Annotated in this window: 21 protein-coding genes; 15 read left to right on the top strand and 6 right to left on the bottom strand. The window is 70.2% G+C overall.

Annotated features, from left to right (window positions below; all coding sequences use genetic code 11):
- The first annotated feature begins 5 nt into the window (after positions 1-5).
- The 7 genes from ACTMTF_RS30015 to ACTMTF_RS29985 are packed head-to-tail and all read left to right on the top strand — an operon-like array spanning position 6 to position 6,170.
- The gene (locus tag ACTMTF_RS30015; RefSeq protein ID WP_441113684.1) at positions 6-923 is read left to right on the top strand and encodes an ABC transporter permease; all 918 of its coding nucleotides are present in this window, start codon (positions 6-8) and stop codon (positions 921-923) included.
- Positions 920-1,708, top strand: coding sequence for an ABC transporter permease (locus ACTMTF_RS30010; RefSeq protein ID WP_441113683.1), 789 nt, complete (start codon positions 920-922; stop codon positions 1,706-1,708). Before ACTMTF_RS30015 ends, ACTMTF_RS30010 begins: the two co-directional genes overlap by 4 nt.
- Entirely contained in the window at positions 1,705-2,811 is a 1,107-nt protein-coding gene (locus ACTMTF_RS30005; protein WP_441113682.1) for an ABC transporter ATP-binding protein, read from the top strand. The genes ACTMTF_RS30010 and ACTMTF_RS30005 overlap by 4 nt, the downstream gene beginning before the upstream one ends.
- Positions 2,808-3,752, top strand: a complete 945-nt coding sequence (locus ACTMTF_RS30000; RefSeq protein WP_441113681.1) for a DUF6282 family protein — start codon at positions 2,808-2,810, stop codon at positions 3,750-3,752. Before ACTMTF_RS30005 ends, ACTMTF_RS30000 begins: the two co-directional genes overlap by 4 nt.
- Complete coding sequence (locus ACTMTF_RS29995; protein ID WP_441113680.1) at positions 3,749-4,543, top strand: N-acyl homoserine lactonase family protein; 795 nt, start codon at positions 3,749-3,751, stop codon at positions 4,541-4,543. The genes ACTMTF_RS30000 and ACTMTF_RS29995 overlap by 4 nt, the downstream gene beginning before the upstream one ends.
- Entirely contained in the window at positions 4,536-5,402 is an 867-nt protein-coding gene (locus ACTMTF_RS29990) for an SDR family NAD(P)-dependent oxidoreductase (RefSeq protein ID WP_441113679.1), read from the top strand. Before ACTMTF_RS29995 ends, ACTMTF_RS29990 begins: the two co-directional genes overlap by 8 nt.
- 21 nt (positions 5,403-5,423) lie before the next feature.
- Positions 5,424-6,170 (top strand): carboxymuconolactone decarboxylase family protein, encoded by a 747-nt coding sequence (locus ACTMTF_RS29985; RefSeq protein ID WP_441113678.1) that lies wholly within the window; start codon positions 5,424-5,426, stop codon positions 6,168-6,170.
- Here the strand turns inward: ACTMTF_RS29985 and ACTMTF_RS29980 are convergent.
- The 3 genes from ACTMTF_RS29980 to ACTMTF_RS29970 all read right to left on the bottom strand — a co-directional run bounded on the left by ACTMTF_RS29980 (position 6,167) and on the right by ACTMTF_RS29970 (position 11,466).
- Positions 6,167-7,552, bottom strand: coding sequence for a maltokinase N-terminal cap-like domain-containing protein (locus ACTMTF_RS29980; protein ID WP_441113677.1), 1,386 nt, complete (start codon positions 7,550-7,552; stop codon positions 6,167-6,169). The two genes, ACTMTF_RS29985 and ACTMTF_RS29980, sit on opposite strands and share 4 nt — an antisense overlap.
- A gap of 3 nt (positions 7,553-7,555) precedes the next feature.
- Complete coding sequence (gene treS / locus ACTMTF_RS29975) at positions 7,556-9,256, bottom strand: maltose alpha-D-glucosyltransferase (protein WP_441113676.1); 1,701 nt, start codon at positions 9,254-9,256, stop codon at positions 7,556-7,558.
- Positions 9,257-9,327: 71 nt separating this feature from the next.
- A complete protein-coding gene (locus ACTMTF_RS29970) occupies positions 9,328-11,466 on the bottom strand; it encodes an alpha-1,4-glucan--maltose-1-phosphate maltosyltransferase (RefSeq protein WP_441113675.1) in 2,139 nt (712 codons plus the stop codon).
- Between the two features lie 241 nt (positions 11,467-11,707).
- Here ACTMTF_RS29970 and glgP point away from each other — a divergent pair, with 241 nt between their 5' ends.
- Together glgP and ACTMTF_RS29960 are read left to right on the top strand one after the other, a co-directional pair.
- Entirely contained in the window at positions 11,708-14,287 is a 2,580-nt protein-coding gene (gene glgP, locus ACTMTF_RS29965) for an alpha-glucan family phosphorylase (RefSeq protein WP_441113674.1), read from the top strand.
- A gap of 46 nt (positions 14,288-14,333) precedes the next feature.
- Complete coding sequence (locus tag ACTMTF_RS29960) at positions 14,334-15,230, top strand: MurR/RpiR family transcriptional regulator (RefSeq protein ID WP_441113673.1); 897 nt, start codon at positions 14,334-14,336, stop codon at positions 15,228-15,230.
- Here ACTMTF_RS29960 and ACTMTF_RS29955 read toward each other — a convergent pair.
- Positions 15,193-17,106, bottom strand: a complete 1,914-nt coding sequence (locus ACTMTF_RS29955) for an N-acetylmuramoyl-L-alanine amidase (protein ID WP_441113672.1) — start codon at positions 17,104-17,106, stop codon at positions 15,193-15,195. The genes ACTMTF_RS29960 and ACTMTF_RS29955 overlap by 38 nt on opposite strands.
- A 113-nt stretch (positions 17,107-17,219) precedes the next feature.
- Here ACTMTF_RS29955 and ACTMTF_RS29950 point away from each other — a divergent pair, with 113 nt between their 5' ends.
- Positions 17,220-17,993: an enoyl-CoA hydratase/isomerase family protein gene (locus tag ACTMTF_RS29950; RefSeq protein ID WP_441113671.1), complete on the top strand. Its 774-nt coding sequence runs from the start codon at positions 17,220-17,222 to the stop codon at positions 17,991-17,993.
- On the opposite strand, the gene ACTMTF_RS29945 is transcribed toward ACTMTF_RS29950, so the two are convergent.
- Positions 17,980-19,074: an endo-1,4-beta-xylanase gene (locus ACTMTF_RS29945; RefSeq protein WP_441113670.1), complete on the bottom strand. Its 1,095-nt coding sequence runs from the start codon at positions 19,072-19,074 to the stop codon at positions 17,980-17,982. The two genes, ACTMTF_RS29950 and ACTMTF_RS29945, sit on opposite strands and share 14 nt — an antisense overlap.
- On the bottom strand, positions 19,071-20,411 hold the full coding sequence (locus ACTMTF_RS29940) for a glycoside hydrolase family 30 protein (RefSeq protein ID WP_441113669.1): 1,341 nt from the start codon (positions 20,409-20,411) through the stop codon (positions 19,071-19,073). The genes ACTMTF_RS29945 and ACTMTF_RS29940 overlap by 4 nt, the downstream gene beginning before the upstream one ends.
- Before the next feature lie 189 nt (positions 20,412-20,600).
- Here ACTMTF_RS29940 and ACTMTF_RS29935 point away from each other — a divergent pair, with 189 nt between their 5' ends.
- The 5 genes from ACTMTF_RS29935 to ACTMTF_RS29915 are packed head-to-tail and all read left to right on the top strand — an operon-like array spanning position 20,601 to position 25,187.
- Positions 20,601-20,951, top strand: coding sequence for a hypothetical protein (locus ACTMTF_RS29935; protein ID WP_397005121.1), 351 nt, complete (start codon positions 20,601-20,603; stop codon positions 20,949-20,951).
- On the top strand, positions 20,942-22,189 hold the full coding sequence (locus ACTMTF_RS29930) for a DUF6395 domain-containing protein (RefSeq protein ID WP_441113668.1): 1,248 nt from the start codon (positions 20,942-20,944) through the stop codon (positions 22,187-22,189). Before ACTMTF_RS29935 ends, ACTMTF_RS29930 begins: the two co-directional genes overlap by 10 nt.
- A gap of 13 nt (positions 22,190-22,202) precedes the next feature.
- On the top strand, positions 22,203-23,045 hold the full coding sequence (locus ACTMTF_RS29925) for a M55 family metallopeptidase (protein WP_441113667.1): 843 nt from the start codon (positions 22,203-22,205) through the stop codon (positions 23,043-23,045).
- Positions 23,046-23,064: 19 nt separating this feature from the next.
- Positions 23,065-24,615 (top strand): flavin monoamine oxidase family protein, encoded by a 1,551-nt coding sequence (locus ACTMTF_RS29920; protein WP_441113666.1) that lies wholly within the window; start codon positions 23,065-23,067, stop codon positions 24,613-24,615.
- Positions 24,616-24,674: 59 nt separating this feature from the next.
- Complete coding sequence (locus tag ACTMTF_RS29915) at positions 24,675-25,187, top strand: YbaK/EbsC family protein (RefSeq protein ID WP_441113665.1); 513 nt, start codon at positions 24,675-24,677, stop codon at positions 25,185-25,187.
- The last annotated feature ends 56 nt before the right edge of the window (positions 25,188-25,243 follow it).

Here is a 25,243-nt window from a genome sequence, read left to right as displayed (position 1 = left end):
CCACGATGCCGGCCTCTACCGCGTCTCCGCCGACCGCCGCCCCCGCGCCGCCGGCCGGCCGCCACCCAGCGGCCCGGCGGCGGCGGGCCGCAGCGCTGCTGCTCCTGCTGCCCGCCCTCGTCGCCCTGGTCCTGTTCTTCGTGCTACCGCTGCTCGACATCATCATCGGCAGCTTCACCGACCCCGAACCGGGCCTGGGCAACTACCTCTCGCTCTTCACCGACGGCTACACGCTGCGCGTGCTGGGCCGTACGCTGCTCGTCGCCCTGATCGTCACGCTGGTGGGCCTCCTGCTCGGCTACCCGTACGCCTACGTGATGACGCTGGCCAGTCCCACCACGCGGGCGGTGATGGTGACGGTCGTGCTGGTGCCCTTCTGGACGAGCATGATGGCGCGCAACTTCGCGTGGATGGTCCTGATCCAGGACGGCGGCGTGGTGCAGGGCATCCTCGGCCTGGTCGGGCTGAGCGGCGTCACGCTGCTCGGCACCGCGACGGGCGTGGCCCTGTCGATGACCCAGGTGCTCCTGCCCTTCATGGTGCTGCCGATGTTCAGCGTCATGCAGCAGATCGACCGCCGCCTGCTGCTCGCCGGGCAGAGCCTGGGCGCCAGCCGCATGTCGACCTTCCGCAAGGTGTACCTGCCGCTGTCGCTCCCCGGCGTGGTGTCGGGCGCGTCGCTGGTCTTCGTGCTGGCGCTCGGCTTCTACGTCACGCCGGCGCTGCTCGGCTCCCCGCAGAGCGCGCTCATCGCCCAGATCATCAGCGTCCGCACCAGAGACCTGCTCGACTTCGGCGGCGCGGGCGCGATGGGCGTCCTCATCCTGGTCGTGACGTTGATCGCGCTGGGCGCCAGCAGGCGACTGGCGGGCGCGGGCACGGCGGTCGCCGCGCACGCCGTGGCCGCAGGAGGTGACAGATGAACGCGCGTCCCTGGCTGAAGATCGTGTCCGTGATCGTGGGCCTGTTCCTGACGGTGCCGACGCTCGTCGTCATCCCGATGAGCTTCTCCTCGTCGCAGACGTTCAAGTTCCCGCCCGAGGGCTGGTCGCTCCAGTGGTACGAGCGGCTGTTCACCTCGCCCGAGTGGAGCACGGCCATCCTGAACTCCCTGCAGGTCGGGCTGCTGACGACCCTGCTGGCCACCACCCTCGGCACCGCCGCGGCACTGGGCCTGGGCATGCTGGGCACCAGGACGCGTGGCGTGGCGACCGGGTTCCTGCTGTCCCCGATCATCATCCCGAACATCCTCATCGCCCTGGTGGTCTTCTCGGCCTTCCTGCGGCTCTCGCTGACCGGCTCCCTGATCGGCATCGCGCTGGCGCACACGGCCATCGCGCTGCCGTTCGTGGTGATCGCGGTGACAGCCCGCCTGCAGGGCATGGACGCGTCCCTGGAGAAGGCCGGCACCAGCCTCGGCGCGGGGCCGCTGTCCGTCTTCAGGAAGATCACCCTTCCGCTGGCGCTGCCGGGCGTGCTCTCCGGCGCGGTCCTGGCCTTCATCACCTCCTTCGACGAGGTGGTGATCGCACTGTTCCTGCAGTCGCCCAGCACGCTCACTCTCCCCGTCCAGATGTTCAACAGCGTGACCGTGCAGATCGACCCCACCATCTCGGCGGCATCGAGCCTGATGGTCTTGCTGGTCAGCGTCCCCATCCTGCTCGCGCAGGTGATCGGCGCGCGCCGAGGAAAGGCAGGTAGGCAATGACGACCGGAGACGGACGCATCGAGCTGACGGATCTGTGCAAGAGGTACGGCTCCGGGCCCCTCGTCGTGGACCACGTGAACATCGACATCGCGCCGGGCGAGTTCATCACCCTGCTCGGGCCGAGCGGCTCGGGCAAGACCACCACGCTCAACATGATCGCCGGCTTCACCGACATCACCTCGGGGGCCATCAAGCTGAACGGGCGCGACATCGCGCCACTGCCGCCGCACCGGCGCGCGTTCGGCATGGTCTTCCAGAGCTACGCGCTCTTCCCGCACATGACGGTCGCGCAGAACGTGGCCTTCCCCCTGCGTGAGCGCAAGGTGCCGAAGGAGGAGATCACCCGGCGGGTGGAGGAGACGCTGCGCCTGGTCGACCTGGCCGGCATGGGCGGGCGGCGGCCGAGCGAGCTGTCGGGTGGCCAGCAGCAGCGGGTCGCGCTGGCCAGGGCGGTGGTCTTCTCGCCCACCGTCCTGCTGCTCGACGAGCCGCTCAGCGCACTGGACCGCAAGCTCAGGCAGACCCTCCAGCAGGAGATCAAGCGCCTGCACGAGGAGCTGAAGCTCACCTTCGTCTTCGTCACGCACGACCAGGACGAGGCCATGTCGCTGTCGGACCGCATCGCGGTCTTCAACGCCGGACGCGTCGAGCGCATCGGCACCCCGGCCGACCTCTACCGCGACCCCGGCACCCGGTTCGTGGCCGGCTTCCTCGGCGAGTCCAACCTCTTCACCGGCCGGCTGCGCCCCGGCGGCGTGTACGAGTGGGCCGGGCACAAGTGGGCCGTGCGCGGCGGTGACGGCGTGCCCGCCGAGAGCGACCTGGTCGTCCGCCCCGAACGGCTGAGCCTGGCCGCCGCCCCCACCGACGTGCCCACCGGCGCGAACAGCGTCCCGGCGAGGGTGACCGGCGTGTTCTTCCAGGGCACCCACCAGCGCGCCGAGCTCGACTACGGCGACGGCACGACGGGCTGCGCCGTTCTTTCCCCCGACATCATGACCGGCATCAGGACCGGCAGCACCGTGACCGCCTACTGGGACCCCGCCCACCAGGTGCTGGTGACCGCGTCGACCGATTCACATCCGAACGAGGAGACCGCATGACCCCGCCCACTGCCTCGCTGCTCGACCCGGAGCTCGACGGCGACCGGCTCAACCCCGACCCGGAGGCAGACGCGCTCCTCGTGGGCGCCGTGGACCTGCACCAGCACCCCGGGCCGAGCCCGTTCCCCAGGCGGATGACCCTCCTGGACGCCGCCACGGACGCCGAGGGCGCCGGCTTCGAGGCGATCGTCGCCAAGTCCCACCACCACAGCATGGTCACCGACATCCTGGCGCTCGGCCCCGCCGGGCTCGACGAGCTGTCGGTACGGGTCTTCGGCGGCATCGCGCTCAACCAGACCGTGGGCGGCCTGAACCCGCACGCCGTCGAGCTGGCCCTGCGGATGGGCGGCCGGGTGGTGTGGTTCCCCACCCTGTCCTCGGCGGCGCACATCGACCACCACCGCACCCACGACACCGGCTTCCCCACCTCCGTCGTGCAGCTGCGCCCCAACGACGTGATCACCATCCTCGGCCCGGACGGCAAGGTGCTGCCCGAGGTGCGCGACATCCTGTCGGTCATCGCGGCCGAGCAGGCGATCATGACCTGCGGCCACCTGGGCGTCGAGGAGACGACCAAGCTGATCGAGGCCGCGAAGCAGGAGGGCGTGCAGCGGATGCTGGTCAACCATCCCTGCTTCGTCGTCGGAGCCTCCGTCGAGCAGGCCGCGCAGTGGGCCCGGCAGGGCGCGCACATCGAGCACTGCCTGGTGATGTATTTCGGCCGTCCCGAGCGCCGCAGGGACCTGAACGAGCTGCTGGCCTTCATCAAGGCGGTCGGCACCGAGCAGACCGTGCTGTCGTCGGACTCCGGCCAGCAGAACAACCCGCTGCCCGTCACGCTGTTCCGGCGCGGGGCACGCGGCCTCCTGGACGCAGGGCTGCCCGAGGGCGACGTCCGCCGCATGCTCGGCGCGAACGCGAGCGGGCTGGTGAGCCGATGAGCGGCACCACGTATGAGGTGCTGGCCATCCGCTACGGCACCCGCGCGACCTCACGCGCCGCGACCTTCTTCAACCACCACGTGTACCGCGAGGCGGACTCGCCCATCGACCTGGACTTCTACCTCTGGGTGGCCAGGAACGACCAGCGCACCGTGGTGATCGACACCGGCTACAACGCCGCCACCAAGGCGCACCGCCTGCCGCGCGTCGAGCTGGCCGACCCGCTCGCCACCCTGGCCGCGCTGAACGTGCGGGCCGAGGCGTCCCCCCAGGTGATCATCACGCACGCCCACTACGACCACATGGGCAACCTGGACGCGTTCCCCTCCTCCGAGGTGGTCATCGCGCAGGCGGAGTTCGACTTCTGGACCGGCCCGTACGCCGATCGCCCGCAGTTCGCCTGCACCGTCGAGGAGAACGAGATCGCGCACCTGCGCGAGGTCCGCGCGCAGGGGCGGGCCACGCTCGTGGAACGTGCCACCCAGGTCGCGCCCGGCATCGAGGTGATCCCGGTCGGCGGCCACACGCCGGGGCAGCTCGTCGTGCGGGTGGCGACGGAGACGGGCCACGCCGTGCTCGCCTCCGACGCCGCGCACTTCTACGAGGAGGTGGATCTGGACCGCCCGTTCACCTACCTCACCGACCTGACCGGCACCTACCGCGCCTACGAGCAGCTGCGTGAGATGACCGGCGAGCCCGGCGAGGTGCTGGTGGCGGGGCACGACGCCGACGTGATGCGGCGCTTCCCGCCGCTGCTCGGCGCCGGCGGACAGGTGGTGCGCGTTGGCTGAGCAGCAGCAGGAGAAGCAGCAGGGACAGGGGCTGGAGCAGGAGCAGGAGCAGTTCAGGAGCTCGCTGGCCGGGAAGGTGGCCGTGGTCACCGGCGGCGGCAGCGGCATCGGCGCGGCCACCGCCCGCCGCCTGTCACGGGACGGGGCGGACGTCGTCGTGGTGGACGTCGACGGCGACGCCGCCGCCTCGGTGGCGGACGGCCTGCCCGGTCTGGCCGTCTCGGTGGCCGCGGACGTCGCCACCGAGGAGGGCGTGGACGCCTACATCGCCGCGGCCCTGGACGAGTTCGGCAAGATCGACCTGCACCACCTGAACGCCGGCGTGCTCGGCACCATGGCGCCCCTGCCCGACGTGGCGGCGGCCGACTTCGACCAGGTCATCGCGGTCAACCTGCGCGGCGTCTTCCTCGGGCTGCGCGCCGCCTTCCGGTGCTACCGCGATCAGGAGACGGGCGGCGCGGTGGTCGTCACCGCGTCGATCTCCTCCCTGCGCGGCGCCGACGACCAGCTTCCCTACCAGACGTCCAAGCACGGCGTGCTGGGCCTGGTGCACGGCGCCGCCATGTACGGCGGGCCGCGCGGGGTGCGGGTGAACGCGGTGGCCCCCGGCCTGGTGCCGACCGGCCTGTTCGCCTCCTCCGGCCACGCCGACCGCGTCCGCACGCTGTCGCTGCGGGGCGGCACCGTGCCCATGCGGCGGGTCGGCACCCCTGACGAGATCGCCGGCGTGGTCGCCTTCCTGCTCGGCGACGACGCGGCGTACGTCACCGGAGAGGTCGTGTCCGCGGACGGCGGCGCGTTCATGGTCAACACCGTGACCCGCGGCGGCGGCGCGGGCGCGTGGACGCCGGCGGACTGACGAGTGAAAGGAACCCACCCGATGACGCTTACCCCCGAGCAGCAGAAGATCAAGGACGAGTTCATCCGGGTGCGCGGCACCTGGGGCGAGTCGTGGGAGAGCATGCTCCGGCTGGACGCCGGCTTCCTGGAGTCCTACCTGCGCCTGTCCGCGGTGCCCTGGACCAGGGAGCACCTGCCGGCCAAGGTCAAGGAGCTCGTCTACATCGCCATGGACGCCGCGGCCACCCACCTCTACCACCCCGGCATCCGCCAGCACGTCCGCGCCGCCCTGAGCCACGGCGCGACCGCCGAGGAGATCATGGAGGTGCTGGAGCTGACCGCCACCCTCGGCATCCACGCCTGCAACATCGGCGTGCCGCTGCTGCTGGAAGTGCTGGAGGAGGAGGGGCTGCGCATCGGACCGACCCCGCTCGACGAGCGCCGGGAGCGCCTGAAGGCCGACTTCACCCACAAGCGCGGCTACTGGCACGACTTCTGGGACGGCCTGCTGGAGCTGGACCCGGACCTGTTCGAGGCATACCTGGACTTCTCCGGTGTGCCGTGGACGACCGGCGTGCTGGAGCCGAAGGTGAAGGAGCTGATCTACATCGCCTTCGACGCCGCCGCCACGCACCTCTACCAGCCGGGGCTCAAGCTGCACATGCGCAACGCCATCGGCTACGGCGCCACATCCGAGGAGATCATGGAGGTGCTCGCGATCGTCAGCGTCATCGGCATCCACAGCGTCGTCGAGGGCGCGCCCATCCTCCAGGAGGAGCTGGGCTAACGGAACGCGGCCAGCGGGATGCCGACCCACGAGGGCCGGTTGCGGGACTCGTAGACCACCTCGTACACCGCCTTGGACAGCTCGAACGCGTGCAGCAGGGCGGCGTCCGCGACCGTGATCGTGCCGCCCCCCTCGACGTATCCGTCGAGGAACGCGGCCTTGTTGCGCTCGGCCCACTGGTCGGCCTTGGGCTCCAGTTTGTCCGCCTCGGCATGGCCCGCCAGCAGGTGCCTGGCGGCGTAGTCGAAGGAGCGGAGCATCCCGGCCACGTCGCGCAGTGGCGACGACAGCGCCCGGCGCTCGGCCAGCGGCTGGCCCGGCTCGCCCTCGAAGTCGAGCACCACCCAGTCGGCGGTGGTGCGCATCACCTGGCCGAGGTGATAGTCGCCGTGCACCCGCTGGACGGGCACCTCCGTGGTCAGCTCCTCGACCCGGTGGTAGGCGTCCTCCAGCATGCCGACGTGCTCGCGCAGCTCCGGCACCTCGGCCGCCGCCCGGCCGAGCTTGCGCCGCATGCCCTCGGCCATCCGCTTGATCTCGTGCGTCTCGACCGTGTCCGTCGGGAAGGCCTCGGCCAGCTCGTGATGGACGCGCGCGGTGGCGGCGCCCAGCCGGGACGCCTCGGCGGCGAAGTCGCCCCCGGCCTCCGCCGCGGTGACGCCGGGCAGCGAGTTGTACAGGTCGCGCACGCTGGTGAGCGCCAGGTCCCAGCCGTCGGTGGAGTTGGACAGGAACTCCTGAAGGATCGCCAGCGTGGTCGCGGTGCCGTCGAGGTCGGTCTCCATCCACCCGTACGGCTGGGCGATGTGCGGGGCGTGCCGGGCGGCCAGCGCGGTGACGACCTCCAGCTCGGGGTTGACGCCCGGGATGAGCCGGCGGAACAGCTTGCAGATGTACGTCTCGCCGTACACGAGCGAGGTGTTGGACTGTTCGGCCCCCAGCACCATGCTGCGGATGCCGGGGTCGATCTCGACGCCGGGCAGGTGCTCGAACCGCACCCGGCCATGTTCGGTGCCCTGTTCGGTGCCCTGTTCGGTGTCGCCCGCCATGGACTCCAGGACCCAGCGGGTCAGCACCGGGTCGTGGGCGGCGTCGTAGACGTGCCACCACGGGTGGGAGGGGCCGTCCGCGAAGGCGTACGGGCCGCACTGGCCGATGAGGGCGTGCTGGAGCGTGTCGGGAAGCTCGGTGCGCATGCCGAGCAGGAGCTGGTACCGCTCGCGGGAGCCCTCCTGCCACACCGACACGATCAGGTGGCGCAGGCCGGGGTCACCGGCCTCGATGGCGACGTCGGAATCGATCGACAGACTGTCGATCGGGCGCCCCTTGCCACCGAACCAGCGCTGATGTCCGATCCATGCGGCAAGGAGCTCGTCCAGCACGTCTTACTCCTCCTGGGTGATGGCCGGTGGGAGGGTGAACCAGTAGAACCCATGCCCAGGAAGTGTCAAAAGATACGGAAGCTCGCCAATCGGTGGAAAAGGAACTCCGCCCATGGTCTCGACGGGGGAGACGCCGACGAACCTCCGCAGGTCCAGCTCCACCGGCTGCGGGAAGCGGGACAGGTTGTTCACGCAGAGCATGCGGTCGTCGCCCAGCTCGCGGACGAACGCCAGCACGCTCGGGTTGGAGGAGTTGAGCTCGGCGAACTCGCCCAGCCCGAACACCGGATGGCGCTTGCGGATCTCGATCATGCGCCTGGTCCAGTGCAGCAGCGAGCCGGCGCTCTTCTGCTGCGCCTCGACGTTCAGGGCCTGGTAGCCGTAGATCGGGTCCATGATGACCGGCAGGTAGAGCCGTCCCGGGTCGCAGTCGGAGAAGCCCGCGTTGCGGTCGGGGTCCCACTGCATGGGGGTGCGTACGCCGTCGCGGTCGCCCAGCCAGATGTTGTCGCCCATGCCGATCTCGTCGCCGTAGTAGAGCACCGGCGAGCCCGGCAGCGACAGCAGCAGGGCGGTGAACAGCTCGATCTGGTTGCGGTCGTTCTCCAGCAGGGGCGCCAGGCGGCGGCGGATGCCGACGTTGGCCCGCATCCGCGGGTCCTTGGCGTACTCGGTGTACATGTAGTCGCGTTCCTCGTCCGTCACCATTTCGAGGGTGAGCTCGTCATGGTTGCGGAGAAAAATCCCCCATTGGCAGTTTTCGGGGATTTTCGGGGTTTGTGCGAGGATTTCCGAGATGGGGTAACGAGATTCCCTGCGGACCGCCATGAAGATGCGCGGCATCAGCGGGAAGTGGAAGGCCATGTGGCACTCGTCCCCGCCGCCCACCGGATCGCCGAAGTACTCGACCACGTCGGAGGGCCACTGGTTGGCCTCGGCGAGCAGCACCCGGTCGGGGTAGATCCGGTCGACCTCCTTACGGACCCGCTTGAGGTATTCGTGCGTCCTCGGCAGGTTCTCGCAGTTGGTGCCCTCCTCCTCGAACAGGTAGGGCACCGCGTCCAGCCGGAACCCGTCGATGCCCAGGTCCAGCCAGAAGCGCAGCACCTCCAGCATCGCGTCCTGCACGGCCGGGTTCTCGTAGTTGAGGTCCGGCTGGTGGTGGAAGAAGCGGTGCCAGTAGTACTGGCCGCGCACCGGGTCGTAGGTCCAGTTGGACGTCTCGGTGTCGATGAAGATGATCCGGGCGTCGGAGTAGGCGGTGTCGGTGTCGGACCAGACGTAGAAGTCGCCGAACGGCCCCTCGGGGTCGTGCCGGGAGGCCTGGAACCACGGGTGGGCGTCGCTGGTGTGGTTCATCACGAGGTCCGCGATGACGCGCATGCCGCGTTTGTGCGCCTCGTCGACGAGGCGCACGAAATCTCCGAGATCGCCGAACTCGGGAAGGATCTTCATGAAGTCCGCGATGTCGTAACCGCCGTCGCGCAGCGGGGACTCGTACAGCGGCAGCAGCCACAGGCAGTCCACGCCGAGCCACTGGAGATAGTCGAGCTTTTCGATCAGGCCCTTGATGTCGCCCGTGCCGTCTCCGTTGGAGTCGGCGAAGCCCCTGATCAGGACCTCGTAGAAGACCGCGCGTTTGTACCAGTAGGGATCGCGCGGCTTCTCCTCGTCGAAGGAGTTGGGTATGGGTGTGGAGCTCATGAGCTCTCCCCTTGGGGGCTCATGAGGGAGGCGCTAACACACACGTTGAAGACTCCCCGCTGAATTCAGTTCTACCGTGGCGAGGCTCGTACGGTGAGAATGTGGGCAGGCTGGATGTGAGGGTCGAGGCGCACGTAGTTGCTCTGGCGCCAGCGGTAGGACTCTCCGGACAGCTCGTCGTCGACGACGAACTCGGCGTTCCAGTCGAGCCCGATCGCGGGCAGGTCGAGTTCGACCGTGGCCTCGTGGGTGTGGTGCGGATCCAGATTGATCACCGCCAGAACGACGTCGCCCAGCCCGTGCCTTCGTGTGGCCGTGTCATAGGCGCCCGGGAGTCGCTTGGAAAAGCAGATGATGTCCGGTTGGTCGACCCGGTGGAATCGTAGATTACGCAATTCCTGCAGTGCGGGATGGGCTCTTCGAAACAAATTCAAATGCGTGATGAGAGGTGCCATACTGCGCCCCTCTCGCTCCGCTAGAACCCAATTACGAGGTTTGTACTGATATTTTTCACTATCTAGATATTCCTCGCTCCCTGGACGTACTGGGATATTCTCCGCGAGCTCGTAACCGGAGTACACGCCCCAGGTCGGCGAGGCGAGAGCGGCCAGCACGGCTCTGATCTTGAAGGCCGGTACGCCTCCGTGCTGCAGGTATTCGTGAAGGATGTCCGGCGTGTTGACGAACAGGTTGGGCCGCAGGAACGACGACGTCTCGTGCGCCAGCTCCGACAGGTACGCCTCCACGTCCGCCTTGGAGTTCTTCCAGGTGTAGTACGTGTAGGACTGGTGGAAGCCCACCTTGGCCAGCGTCTGGAGCATCGCCGGCCGGGTGAACGCCTCCGCCAGGAAGAGCACGTCCGGGTCGGTGGCGTGGATGTCGGCCATCAGCCGCTCCCAGAAGGACACCGGCTTGGTGTGCGGGTTGTCCACCCGGAAGATCCGCACGCCGTGGTCCATCCAGTGCCGCAGCACCCGCTTGACCTCGGTGTAGACGCCCTCGGGGTCCCGGTCGAAGTTGATCGGGTAGATGTCCTGATACTTCTTCGGCGGGTTCTCGGCGTAGGCGATCGTGCCGTCCGCCCGGATCGTGAACCACTCCGGATGCTCCTTGACCCACGGGTGGTCGGGGGAGCACTGCAGCGCGAAGTCGAGCGCGACCTCCATGCCCAGCTCACGAGTACGGCTCACGAACTGCTCGAAGTCGGCCAGGGTGCCCAGGTCGGGATGGACGGCGTCGTGGCCGCCGTCCTCCGAGCCGATCGCCCACGGCGAGCCCGGCTCGTCCGGTTCGGGGCTGAGCGTGTTGTTGCGGCCCTTGCGGAACGTGGTGCCGATCGGATGGATGGGCGGCAGGTAGACGACGTCGAAGCCCATCTTGGCGATCGCGGGCAGACGCTTGGCAGCAGTCTGGAAATTTCCGGACTTGCTGATGCCGGCCTCGTTCACCACCGCGCCCTCGGACCTGGGGAAGAACTCATACCAGGAGCCGTACAGCGCCCTGCGCCTGCTGACCCTGATCCGCTGCTGCCTGGCCCTGGTCACCATGTCGCGCAGCGGATGCGCCTCCAGCAGCGAGGCCGTCTCGGGAAGCTGCGTCACCGACAGCCGGGCCCTGGGGTCCAGCTCCTCGTCACGCAGCGTGGCCGCGACCGCCAGCAGCGCCGCCCGGTGCCCGCACGGGCTGTCGCCGTTGCCGCCGTTGCCGTTCTTGGCGCCGTTCTTGGTGGTCCTGCCGTTGCCATTCTTGGTGCCGTTCTTGGCGGCCGTGGCCGGCTGGCCGGCCGGGTGTCCGTTGGGCCCCGGGCAGTCGGCCGGCCGTACGGCCTTGGCGGCCCGCTCGAACAGCCGGGCGCCCTCCTCGCACATCAGATCGCTGTCCAGGCCACGCGGGATCTTGATCTCGGCGTCGTGCAGCCACGTCGCGATCGGATCACTCCACGCCTCCACCCGGAACAGCCAGTCGCCCTCGCTGGGCAGGCAGACCTCGACCCCCCAGCGGTCGGTGCCCGGCGCGAGCTCGCGCATCCGTCTCAGCCGGCCGCGCTGCCCATCGGGCGCGGTGAGCACCACGCCCGCGGCCACGGCGTCGTGGCCCTCTCTGAACACGGTCGCCGAGACCCCGAAGGTCTCGCCGGCGACCGCCTTGGCGGGCCACTGCCCGCAGTCGACGACGGGGGAGATGTCCGTGATGGGAATTCGTCCGATCATCGCATTTCAAGGTTGCGACGGCACACTCGGTACCGCCGGAGGCTTTCCGTTACAGGAACGATCCTTGCATGTAAATTCTGGGCAGCAGTGGATGTACCTCCCGAGTGTCACCGGGAGAGCCGACATTGGAGAAAGTTGCCCCAATCGTCCGTCTTCATGCTTCGTCCAGGAAAGGGGTTTGAACGTCTCTGCTGGGGGTGAAGGACTCAGAGGTCCCTCCTAGCCCGTAGGGTTCGAAATTGTGAGAGCTATCCGCCGGTTCACCGTCCGGACCGTCCTGCCCGCGGAGCTGGCCGCACTAGGCGAGCTCGTGCACAACCTGCGCTGGTCCTGGCACCCAGAGACGTTGGACCTGTTCGCCGAGGTCGATCCCGGCCTCTGGGAGCAGGTCGGCCACGACCCGGTCGCGCTGCTGGGCGCCGTGAGTCACGAGAGGCTGGCCGAGCTGGCCGCCGACCGTCGATTCCTGCGCCGGCTCGCCGACGCCGCCGACGACCTACGGGAGTACATGACCGCGCCCCGGTGGCACCAGACGCAACCCGACGGCGCGCGGGCCATCGCCTACTTCTCCCCCGAGTACGGCATCGCCGCCGCCATGCCGCAGTACTCCGGCGGTCTCGGCATCCTCGCCGGAGACCACCTCAAGGCGGCCAGCGACCTGGGCGTGCCGATCCTGGCCGTCGGGTTGCTCTACCGCCATGGTTACTTCACCCAGTCGCTGTCGCCCGAGGGCTGGCAACTGGAGCACTACCCGTCGCTGGACGCGGGCGGGCTGCCGCTGAGCCTGCTCAAGGACGACGGCGCCCCGGTCAAGATCCGCATCGGGCTGCCCGGCGAGCGGGCGCTGCACGCGCAGGTGTGGGTGGCGCAGGTCGGCAGGGTGCCGCTGCTGCTGCTCGACTCCGACGTGGCCGAGAACGACAACGCCGCCCGTGACGTCACCGACCGCCTCTACGGCGGCGGCACCGACCACCGGCTGATGCAGGAGCTGCTGCTGGGCGTCGGCGGCGTGCGGGCCATCCGCTCCTACTGCCGCGTCACCGGCCACGCCGAGCCGGAGGTCTTCCACACCAACGAGGGCCACGCCGGCTTCCTCGGCGTGGAGCGCATCCGCGAGCTCACCGAGGCCCGGCTCTCCTTCGACGAAGCGCTGGAGGTGGTGCGCGCCGGCACGGTGTTCACCACGCACACGCCGGTCCCCGCGGGCATCGACCGCTTCCCCGTCGACATGATCGCCCGCCAGTTCGGCGGCGACAACGCCTGGCCGACCGTGCCGGTCGAGCGGATCCTCGCGCTCGGCGCGGAGGCCGACCCCGCCAGGTTCAACATGGCCGTCATGGGCATGCGCCTGGCGCAGCGGGTCAACGGCGTCTCGGAGCTGCACGGCGAGGTCAGCCGGGACATGTTCAAAGAACTCTGGCCGGGATTCGACCTGGACGAGGTGCCGATCGGCTCGATCACCAACGGCGTGCACGCGCCGACCTGGGTGGGGCGCGAGTTCATGGAGCTGGCCGCCCGCGAGGTGCCCTCGCTGCTGGAGAAGGGGCGCGGCTGGGAGAACGTCCAGAAGATCCCCGACGCCGAGATCTGGAACATCAGGGGCGTCCTGCGGGCCCGCCTGGTCCAGGGTGCCAGGGACAGGCTCCGCCGGTCCTGGCGCGACCGGGGCGCGTCCCCTGCCGAGCTCGGCTGGGTCGACGACGTGCTGGACCCCGAGGTGCTGACGATCGGGTTCGCCAGGCGAGTGCCGTCCTACAAGCGGCTCACGCTGATGCTGCAGGACCCGGAGCGGCTGACCGAGCTGCTGCTGGACCCGGACAAGCCCGTGCAGATCGTGATCGCCGGCAAGGCGCACCCCGCCGACGAGGGCGGCAAGAAGCTGATCCAGCAGATCGTCAAGTTCGCCGACCGTCCCGAGGTGCGCCACCGCATCGTCTTCCTGCCCGATTACGACATGACGCTCGGCCAGCTCCTGGTCCAGGGCTGCGACGTCTGGCTCAACAACCCGCTGCGCCCGCTGGAGGCCTCGGGCACCTCCGGCATGAAGTCGGCGCTCAACGGCGGCCTCAACCTGTCCATCCGCGACGGCTGGTGGGACGAGTGGTACGACGGCACCAACGGCTGGGCCATCCCCACGGCCGACGGGGTGGACGACCCCGACCGGCGGGACGAGCTGGAGGCGACCGCCCTCTACGACCTGATCGAGCACGAGGTGGCCGACCGCTTCTACGACCGGGCCGGCGACGGGCTGCCGCGCCGCTGGATGGAGATGGTCAAGCACACGCTGACCTCGCTCGGGCCCAAGGTGCTGGCCGGGCGGATGCTGCGCGACTACGTGGTGGGCCTCTACTCGCCTGCCGCCCGCGCCGCCCAGGCGCTGTCGGCCGACTCCCACGCCGCCGCCAAGGCGTTCGCCGCCTGGCGGCTCAGGGTCACCAGGGCCTGGCCGGGCGTGCGGGTGGAGCACGTGGAGGCCTCCGGCATCGGCGACACCCCGGAGGTGGGCGCGGCGTTGGAGCTGCGCGCCACCGTCGCGCTGGGCGACCTGGAGCCGGGCGACCTGCTGGTGGAGGCCGCGTACGGCAAGGTCGGCCCGCACGACGAGCTGATCCGTCCCGCCTACCTGGAGCTGACCGCCGGCGAGGTGGAGGACGACGGCCGGGCCCACTACAGCGGTGTGGTGCCGCTGGATCGGACCGGCGCCTTCGGCTACACCGTCCGGGCCGTCCCGCACCACCCACTGGCCGCCGCGCGGGCCGAGCTGGGCCTCATCGCGGTGCCGGAGGAGCCCGCCGGCATGACCAACGGCATCCTACGGTGATCCGGTGCCGGTGGACCAATGCACCGGCACCGGCATAATCGGATCTGTGGACGACAGCGGCAACAGCCTGCGGGCAGACAATCTGGTGGCCACGGTCCGGGGTGTGCTGCCGTCCTTGACGCCGGCCGCCAGGACCGTCGCCCGCCTGATCCTCGAAGACCCGGCGACCGTGGCGAAGAGCACCATCACCGAGCTGTCGGCCGCCTCCGGCACCAGCGAAGCCACGATCGTGCGCACCGCGCGGCTGCTCGGCTTCGCCGGCTATCCGCAGCTCCGGCTGGCCCTGGCGGCGGCCGCCGCCCAGCCCGACAGGCTGGTGCCCGGCGACCTGGCGCCCGACGACCCGCTGTCGGAGGTCATCCAGAAGGTGGCCAGAGCCGAGTCCGAGGCGATCAACGACACGGTCGCCCAGCTCACCTCGGAGCGGCTCGGCCTGGTCGTCGACGCCATCGTGGGCGCCCGCAGGGTCGACGCCTACGGCGTGAGCGCCTCGGGGCTGGTGGCGGCGGACATGGCGCAGAAGCTGCTGCGCATCGGCCTGTCCTGCCACGCCTTCCAGGACGCCCACCTGGCCTTGACCAGTGCGGTGCTGCTCAAGGCCGGTGACGTGGCGATCGGCATCAGCACCTCGGGCGAGACGCCCGACGTGATCGAGCCGCTGCGGCGGGCGGGGGAGGCCGGCGCGACCACCGTCGCGATCACCAACAACCCCCGCTCCGCCATCGCGGAGCTGGCCGAGCACGTGCTCATCTCGGCCGGGCGCGAGACGGAGTTCCGTCCCGGCGCGCTGGCCAGCAGGATCAGTCAGCTCCTCGTCGTCGACTGCGTCTTCGTCGGCGTCGCCCAGCGCACGTTCGACTCCTCGCAGGAGGCTCTCACCAGCACCAGGCGCGCCGTCGCGGAGTTCACCAGGCGAACGACACCCGCACGTCGTCAGCCTTGACGAACATCACCCGGTGCCCGAACTGGATCTGCAGATACCTCGTCGTGCCCCGGACCACCGTGTGGCCGGCCGGGTCGAAGGTGACGGCCCGGTAGTACTCCGTCGCCGCCGGCCCGGACAGCGTGTACTTCTCGCCCGCCGAGAACGTGTACTGCAGCGGGGTGACCGCCTGGTACGGGATGCCCTCGGGGTAGGCCTCCTGCTCCGGGTACGCCCTGCCGTACACCGGGACCGTCGCCAGGCCCGGCCTGGGCGTCACCACGGGCCCCGCCGACGGGATGGCGGTCCGTGCCCCGGCGGGGTTGTGGAACCAGGCCTTCTGGCCGAGGTACCAGATCGCCGTCCAGTCGCCCTGCCGCTCGGCCACCGCGTAGCGCTGACCGGTGCTGGCCCTGGCGCTGTGGTCGTACACGCTGTAGAGGGACTCGCCGGTCGGGTGCTTGCCGATGTCCTTGACCAGCGGCGCGTCCTCGCGCGGCGCGGTGCGCAGCCAGACCGTGCCGGCGCTGAGCGGCGGGCAGTCCGCCTCCGGGTCGGCGCGGTCGCAGCCGTAGAAGTGCGGCTTGTTGGTGGCGAAGTCGGGCCTGATCATGACGCTGCCCGACTTCGGGCCGCCGAACGGGCGCAGGGGGGCGCCGAGCAGCTTGAAGTAGTGCGCCCAGTCCCAGAAGGGGCCCGGGTCCTCGTGCATGCCCCTGACCGTGGTCGGCAGCGTGCCGGGCACGTTGTCGTGGCCGATGATGTGCGCCCGGTCCAGTGGCACGCGGTGCTTGGCCGCCAGGTAACGCACCAGCTTGGCCGAGGTGCGGTACATCGCCTCGGTGTACCAGGAGCCGCCCTCGGCGAGGAAGCCCTCGTGCTCCAGGCCGATGGACTTGGCGTTGACGTACCAGTTGCCGGCGTGCCAGCCGACGTCCTTGGTCTTGATGTGCTGGGCGATGTGCCCGTCGGTGGAGCGCAGGGAGTAGTGCCAGCTCGCGCCGTAGGTGGCGTCCTGGACCAGGCCGATCGAGGGGGCGAAGTAGCCCTCCATGTCGTGGATGACGATGTAGTCGATCTTCTGGTTGACGGGACGGTTCGCCAGGTCGTGGTTGCCGTAGTCGTCCGGCGGCAGCTCTTGGTAGGCGGCCGGCATCCACTCGCAGGAGATGGTGCGCGGGCACTCCACGCCGTCACGGCGCGGCGGGCGCAGGCCCAGCTTCTCCAGCCAGGAGGCGACCGTGGACAGCCTGGGGACCGGCGCGAGCCTGACCCGATGGCCGTCGTCGGTGACGCGCTCCTCGCCCGCCTTGATGGTGGCGAAGACCTCGTCGGCGAAGAACTTGGCCGCCTCCGACTCCGCGGCCCCCGAATAGCGGGCGACCGCGCCGTACCACTGGCCGGGGTCGTCGCTGAGCGGCGCGCCGAGGGACTTCTGGTAGTCGGCCAGCAGGGCCGCGCCGCCCCTGATGTTGGCCGCCGGGTCGGTGCGGAGCTCCTCGTGGCTCTCGCCGGTGAGCTGGGCGGCCTTCTCCATGGTGCGCAGCGCGGCGGGGATCTCGGCCGGGGCGGGTGTGTGGGCGGGGGCGGGCTGCGGCCGGCTGTCGTCGCCTCGTGGGTCCTCCGCGCCTTCGGTGTGGTGGTTGGTCCCGGTGTAGGCGGCGGCGTCGGTCAGGTGCATGGGCCCGAATCCGGCGTCGTTACTGGGCCGCCCGGCGTGGGCGTCCCAGCGTGACTCGAGGTAGGAGACGCCGAGCAGCACGCTCTCGGGCACCTGGAACTCCTCGGCCGCCGCGCTGAAGGCCCGCTGCCGGTCGTCCGGCTCCGCGGCCCGCGCGACCGGGGTGTTCACTAAGGGCAGGATGGCGACCGCGGCGATCGCCAGCGCTCTGCGCATGTACCGCTCCTTGACTGGGGGGTTCTGGACCGAGTCAGCGTCTCAATGATTTCCTTCTTCGGCGAGAGTTTTTGCGAAGGAATATTTCAGCCATGGCATTGTAGGGTCGGATCATGGCTGAGTTCGTGAACGTCGAGGTGGCCGACCAGATCGCCACGATCAAGCTGGACCGTCCCAAGATGAACGTGCTCAACGCCCAGGTCCAGCGGGAGATCGCCGAGGCGGCGCGGGCCGTGGACGCCGACCCGCTGGTGCACGCGGTCATCCTCTACGGCGGCGAGCGGGTCTTCGCCGCGGGGGCCGACATCAAGGAGATGGGCGCCATGTCCTATACCGACATGGCCACCCACTCCCGCGCGCTGCAGGACTGCCTGACCGCCGTCGCCCACGTCGGCAAGCCCGTCATCGCGGCCGTCACCGGCTACGCCCTGGGCGGCGGCTGCGAGCTCGCCCTGTGCGCCGACTTCCGGGTCGCGGGGGAGTCCGCCAAGCTGGGTCAGCCCGAGATCCAGCTCGGCATCATCCCCGGCGCCGGCGGCACCCAGCGGCTGCCCCGCCTGATCGGCCCGGCGCGGGCCAAGGACCTCATCTTCAGCGGCCGGCACGTGCCGGCCGCCGAAGCCCTCGCCATCGGCCTGGTGGACCGGGTCGTCCCCGACGCCGAGGTCTACCAAGCGGCCCGCGACTGGGCCGCCACCTTCACCGGCGGCCCCACGGTCGCCATGAAGGCCGCCAAGCAGGCCGTGGACCAGGGTTTGGAGGTGGACCTCGACACCGGGCTGGAGATCGAGCGGCTCCAGTTCTCCGGGCTCTTCGCGACGGATGACGCGAAGATCGGCATGGGGGCGTTCACCGAGAAGTCCACCCCCAAGTTCACGGGCCGCTGACCCTTCTGGTGGTCAGCAGCGTGTCGTAGGCCGGTTTCGGCGCGAGGTTCTCGTCCAGCAGGCACGCCGAACCCTCACCGTCGAACCAGCCCGGGACCCAGGAGTGCCGGTCGGTGAAGCCCCAGACGGTGAACTCACGGCAGGCCCGCACGCTGAGGCAGTCGCTCAGCGCCCTGCCGTAGTACTCCGCCTGGGTGGCGAGCTTCTCCGGCGTCACCGGCAACACCATGCGCACGTCGAGCTCGGTGACGGCGATCTCCAGGCCGAGGTCGGCGAAGCGCCGCATGACGTTCGCCCAGTCGCCCGGGTAGTCGTACTGGATGCCGAGGTGGCCCTGGAAGCCCATGCCGTCGATCGGCACCCGCTGCGCCTGCAGCTCCTTGATGAGGCTGAGGGTGCCCTCGATCTTGGGCGCGTTCCACTCCACGTTGTAGTCGTTCAGGTAGAGCTTGGCGCGCGGGTCGGCGCGGCGCGCCCAGCGGAAGGCGTCGGCGATGTAGCCGGGGCCGAGGTGCGTCAGCCAGATGCTCTGCCGCATCGTGCCGTCCTCGTTCAGGGCCTCGTTGACCACGTCCCAGGCTCGGATCTTGCCCTTGTAGCGGCGGACCTGGGTGGTGACGTGGTCGCGCAGGATCTTCCTGAGCTCAGTGGCGTCGATCGTGCCGTCCTCGACGCCGCCGGTCAGCCAGGCGGGGAGCTGGTTGTGCCAGACCAGCGTGTGCCCGCGCACCTGCTGGCCGTGGCGGCGCGCGTTGCGCACCACTTCGTCGGCGTCCTCCCAGGCGTACACGCCGCGTTCGGGCTCGACCGACTCCCACTTCATCGCGTTCTCCGCGGTGATGTGGTCGAACTCGCGGTTGAGCCTGGCCTGGTAGTCCGGCTCGGCGCGCAGGGCGGCGACGTCCACGGCGGAGCCGATGCTGATGTGGAGCTTGCGCGCCAGGTCCCGCAGGTCGTCCACGCGGTGGTGCCCGTGCTCGGGCCCGTGCCCGGGCCCGTGCTCAGCTCCGGTGGCGGACGCGGGTAAGGCGATGGCCGGCACGGCGAGCGCCAGCGTCAGAGCGAGGATCAGTGGTCTCATCTGTGTCCCTTGACGACGATGGTGGTGAGTGCGCGTGGCTGGAGGGTGACCGTCGAGCCGTCGACCGGCCGTGGGGTGAGTGAGTTGGCGTTGTCGGTGAGGTAGGAGGTGGCCCTGCCGCGCACGCCCTTCCAGGTCAGGGCCGTGGTGCCGGTGTTGAGCACCTCGATCACCTCGGAGCCGTCGGGGTTGCGGAACGCCGAGACCTTCAGCGCGGGGTCGGCCGCCGAGGCGCCGAGGCGGACCGCGCCCGGCCTGATGAACCTGCTGTAGGCGGCCAGCGCCCACATCCGCTTGGACACCCGGTAGGTCTTGGCCACGTCGTCGATCTGCATCAGGGCGCGGGTGGCGCCGCGTGAGGCGCCGAACCAGTAGACGTAGGCGTTGACGTTGCCGAGGGTGAGCGCGTCGTGCACCGCCTGCGCGATGGTGAGGCCGTCGTAGCCGCTGCCGTCGTCCCAGTTCTCGTTCCAGGTGTCACCGTTCGGGTTCCACTCCGACATCCAGGTGTGCCGCTCGGTCGGCAGCGGGCCGTCGACCGGGCTGGCGTAGGTGTGGCCGGTGTGGACCTTCACCCAGCGGCGCGCCTGCGGATCGGCCTCGATCGCCGCCGTGTACGCCTTGGCCTCGTTCCAGCCGAATGAGTCGCAGCAGGTCACCTTGACGCCCCTGGCGATCGGCCCCAGCACCTTGACGAACTCGGCGGCCTGCTCGGGGGTGAAGCGCATGGAGGCGTACGACGCGGTGTAGTCGGGCTCGTTCGTGAACCCGAGATCGGTGATCTTGATCCCTTCGCGGGCGTAGAACTTCGTGTACTGCGTCAGGTAGCGGGCGTACGCCTCGCGCCACTCGGGCAGCAGGGTGCCGCCGTTCTTGTCGTCGCCGTTGTCCTTCATGTAGCCGGGGGCGCTCCAGGCGTCGGCGAAGAACCGTTGCACGCCGTAGGCCTTGGCCTCCTTGGCCACCCAGACCTGGCTGTTGTCGTCGCCGTCCCAGACGTACTTCGGCGGCGCGTCCGGGCCGCCGGGGTCCTCGGGCTGGATGGAGACCATGTGGTCGTACGGGCTGCCCGCGGGGGAGGAGCCGATCCCGAGGCGCAGGATGCTGAGTCCGGCGCCCTTGCGGCGGTCGAACCACAGGTCGAGGATCTCGCGCTGCTGCTCCGGCGACAGCGCGCGCAGCAGCTCGTTGCGGCGGAAGGCCTGGGACAGGCCGAACCCGTCGATCCGCTGGTGCCGGACGTGTTCCTGCACGGTGATCGTGGGCGGATCGCCGGGGTGGGCCGGGTTGACCGCCGTGAAGCCGAGCAGGACGGTCGCGACAACGCCTCTCAACATGGGCGCCTCCGAAAGTTTCGGGTTCGTGACGATAAATTTCGCCGAACGTCGGAAAACGTAAGCGGGGACGGCGCTCACGTCAACACCCGTGTCAAGGTCTCCGTCCCCGGAACGGTCAGTTGCGGCACCCATGCCGATCTTGACAAGCGCGTCCTGGCCGGGGCTGGTTTGCCACTATGGTGACGTTTCATGAAGCGCGTCCTCGTCCCCGCCCGGCTGCGTTCGGCGGTGCGCAGCTGGTTCGACTCCCGCTACATCTCCGTAACTGACCATCGTCAGGACATCAGGGACGCCCTGTGGGAGGTGCAGACCCTGCGCAGGGAGATGGCCGCCCTCCAGGGCGAGGTCGAGCGGTTGAGAAGCGCCGGGCCGCCGGTGAAGGGCGGGGTGGACAAGGCCACCTTCGAGCAGACGCGCAAGCTCACCCAGGAGACCGCCAAGGCGCTCGACGGGCTGCTGCGCAACGAGGTGCTCGTCTGGCAGGCGATCGACGAGATCAGATCCCGGCTGCCCGCCGGCGGGGAGCGGCCGTGCGCGTGAGCTGGGACGGGGGCAGGCTGACCTTCCGCCTGGACCCCGAGGACGAGATCACCGGCAGGGCCGCGGACGGGCATCCGGTCAAGCTCGCCATCAACACCTGCACCGTGCACGACGTGCCGGACGAGGCGCACCCCGACCTGTTCGCGGTCGCCGCCTGGACCGTCGTCGCGCCGTGGACGCGCCGCCGGATCACCTTCGACCGGGCCGTCTCCGCCGCCCTCGCCGCCGCGCTGCACGACGGCTGGGGGATCGAGGCCGGGCCCGTGGGCGCCGAGCCGCGCCCGGCCGGGCGGCGCCTGGCGATCTCCTACAGCGGTGGCGCCGACTCCGTGGCCGCCGCGACGATCTACCCCGAAGCGCCGTTCGTGCACTTCAAACGGGTCTCGCACGACCGGGTGCCGAACCGCTGGCCGCACTACCGCTCCGACGTGCTGGCCGACCTCGCGGGCAAGACCGGGCGCGAGCTCTCCGTCGTGCCGTCCGACCTGGAGTTCACCCTGGCCGAGCCCAGGCCCGGCTACCCCGAGCACCACGCGGTCGCGGCGGGGGCGCTGCTGCTGGCCGACCGGCTGGACCTCGGCGGCCTGGCCTTCGGCTACGAGCTCGGCTCCCGCTGGCTGGGCGGCGGCCGCTACCTGAAGCGGTACACCCCGGACAACCCCATGTGGGCGCCGCACGGCGCGTGGGGACGGCTGTTCGCCGCGGCGGGCGTGCACATCGTGCTGCCGGTGGGCGGCGTGAGCGAGGCCGTCACCATGCGCCTGGCCCTGGAGTCCGACCTCAAGGACCAGGTCCGGTGGTGCCTGACCGGCACCACCGGCCCCTGCCGCACCTGCGCCAAGTGCCTGTACAAGGAGCTCGTCCAGGCCGCCGTCGAGCGCCGCCCGCTCGACACGCCCATCACCGCCGACCATCCGCGAGCCGCCAAGTGGCTCCGGCCGCCCCCGTACGGCGGTCAGGAGATGGTCGAGTACGGACTCGCCCGCGTCCCCGGCATCGAGCGGACCCTCTTCGGCGGGGTCATGCACCACTTCGACGCCACCGAGGAGTCCACGACCTGGCTCGACCACTGCTACCCGCCCGCGATCGAGGAGATCGCCGCCCCCTGGCGCGGCAGGGCGGCCGCCTTCATGACGTCGGAGGTCGGCCTCATGACGCGTGAGGAGGCGCTTCGGGTGGAGACATGGGGCACCGCCGGTGGACCCGCGCCGCCCAGCCGGAAGAATGCGGTGAGATGAACAGGAGCGGCGAATGAGGGTCTACCTGTCGGTCGACATGGAAGGCGTCACCGGACTGACCGATCCGGAGGAGATGCACGCGGGCAAGCGCGGCTACGACCGCGGGTGCGAGCTCATGACGGCCGACGCCAACGCCGTCATCGACGGCGCGTTCGCGGCGGGCGCCGATCGGGCGCTGGTCAACGACGCGCACGGGTCGACCAAGAACCTGCGGATCGACCTGCTCGACCCGCGTGCCACCCTGATCCGCGGGCCGGGCAAGGCGCAGCGGATGGCGCAGGGGCTCGACGGGTCCTTCCAGGCCGCCTGCCTGGTCGGCTACCACGCGCGGGCCGGCGTACGGCACGGCGTGCTCAACCACACCTGGATGGGCAAGGAGATCCAGAACGTCTACCTCAACGGCGAGGAGTGCGGCGAGACGCGGGTGGTGGCGGCGTGCGCCGGCTTCCACGGCGTGCCCGTCGTGCTGGTGACCGGGGACGAGGCGGTCGGCGAGGAGGCGCGTGAGCTGCTCGGCGACGTGGAGACCGTGGCGGTCAAGAAGGGCATCGACAAGTTCTCGGCCGAGCTGCTGCCGCCGAGCGTGGCCCAGGCCCGCATCCGTGAGGCCACGGTGAAAGCGCTCAATCGGTTGAGCGACTTCACGCCCTATACGATTCCCGCGCCGTACACGCTGGGGGTGGAGTGGAACTCCACCGCCATCGCGGCCGCTGTGGCGCTGGTTCCCGGCGTCAAGTCGGTCGGGTCGCGGCACACCGAGTTCACCACTGACGACTACACGGAGATCATGGCGCTGTTCGGCATCTTCGCCACCATCGGCGGCCAGGTCGCCTGCGGCAGCGGTCCGTACGGCTGAGTGTGCGGGAGTAGCTGACATGGAAGGCGCGGCGCTGACCAGGCGCGGGCTGCTGGTGGGCATCGGGGCCGCCGGGGGCGCGGGCGCGATGTACGCCGCCATGGGGGCGCTCGGGCTGGCGCCGGGCGAGCAGGACAGGGCGTTCACGCCGCCGCGAGCGAGCGACTTCTCGCTGCGGGGCAGGGCCGCGGGCAAGGTGGTGATCCTCGGGGCCGGGGTGGCGGGGCTGACGGCTGCCTACGAGCTCGGCAAGGCCGGCTACGACTGCACGGTGCTGGAGGCCAGGGGCAGCGCCGGAGGGCGGAACCGCACGTTACGCGGCGGGGACCGGCTGACCGAGCTGAACGGGCCGGCGCAGCAGGTGACGTTCGGCGAGGGGGTCTACTTCAACGCCGGGCCCGCGCGGATCGCGCCGTGGATGGTCACCCTGGACTACTGCCGCGAGCTGGGCATCCCCATCGAGACGTTCGTGAACCGCAACGCGCACGCCTATGTGCACACCAGCGGCCGGACGATGCGTTCGGGAGCGGCCCGAGCCGACATGTACGGATATGTCGCCGAGCTGCTCGCCAAGGCGACCGACCTCGGCGCGCTCGACAAGAAGCTCACCGAAGACGACCGGGAGCGGCTGCTGGACTTCCTCAGGAGGTTCGGCGACCTCGGCCCCAAGCTCGATTATCAGGGCTCCACCAGGCGCGGCTACGCCGAACTCCCCGGCCTCGACGCCGGCGCCCCGCTCGGCGCGCCGGGCACGCTGAGCCAGGTCCTCGCCGCCGGCACCGGCCGGGCGATCACCAACGACTTCGGCTACGACCAGGCCACACCGATGTTCCAGCCCGTCGGCGGGATGGACGCGATCGTCACCCGGCTCGTCGAGGCGGTGGGCGCGGACCGGATCAGGACCGGCGCCCAGGTCACCCAGATCACCAGCCTGGCCGACGGCGTCGAGGTCACCTGGCGGGGCGGCCGGATGAAGGCCGACTACTGCGTGGCCACCCTCCCGCCGCACGTCCTGGCGAAGATCCCGCACAACCTGGGCGAGCCCGTCACGGCCGCCCTCCGCACGCCCGTCCCCGTCGCCGCGGGCAAGATCGGCCTGGAGTACGGCAGGCGCTGGTGGGAGATCGAGGACCGGATCTACGGCGGCATCACCGAGACCGACCTGGACATCACGCACATCTGGTACCCCTCGCACGACTACCACGCCACCCGCGGCGTAGTGGTCGGCTACTACAACACCGGGGCCGAGGCCGAGCTGTACGGCGCGCTCACCCCAGAGGACCGCCGGCGGCGCGCGCTCACTCAGGGCAAGAAGATCCACGGTGAGAAGTACCGCGGCGACGTGCTGTCGGCCGCCTCCATCGCCTGGGAGCGCCAGGAGCACATCCAGGGCGGCTGGGTGCGCTGGCCGGCCATTGATTCGTCCTTCACTCTTCTGCAACGTCCCAGCGGAAGGGTGTACTTCGCGGGCGACTGGCTCACCCATCTGATCGCCTGGCAGGCGGGGGCCATGCAGTCGGCCCGCAGTGCCGTCACCCAGCTGCACCAGCGGGTGCTGCGGACGCCGTGACGGCGCACGCCGCTCCCGTGACCGGCGTAGGGTCCTGGGAGAGCGATCGAGGAGCTGGGATGACGTTGGACTGGGTGCCCGCCACCGACCGGGACGACCTGCTGGCCGATCCGGTGGCGCGTGCCGTGCGGGAGGTCGACGGCGCGAGGGTGGCCGAGATCGACCCCGAGCTGGCCGACACGGCCGCGTTCTGCGAGCGCTACGGCGTGGCGCTCGACGCGTCGGCCAACTGCGTGGTCGTCGCGGCCAGGCGCGGCGGCGAGGTCCGCTACGCCGCCTGCATGGTGCTGGCCACGATGCGGGTGGACGTGAACGGCGTGGTGCGCAAACACCTGGACGCGCGCAAGGCGAGTTTCGCGCCGATGGCACAGGCCGTGGAGCTCACCGGGATGGAGTACGGCGGCATCACCCCGATCGGACTGCCCGACGACTGGCCGATCCTGGTGGACACGGCCGTCGCCGACCACCCGGACGTGGTCATCGGCAGCGGGGTGCGCCGCTCCAAACTCGCCGTTCCCGGGGCCGCCCTGGCCTCGCTGAAGAGTGCCGACGTGATCAGTTTGGCCAACTGAAGCCAATTCGAGACCGTTGATTGGGAAACCGATGGGCCCTGTCTGGACGTTGTACG

This window comes from Nonomuraea sp. ZG12 (genome assembly GCF_052068115.1).
Lineage (GTDB): Bacteria > Actinomycetota > Actinomycetes > Streptosporangiales > Streptosporangiaceae > Nonomuraea.
This window is presented reverse-complemented; position numbering and strand designations above follow the sequence as displayed.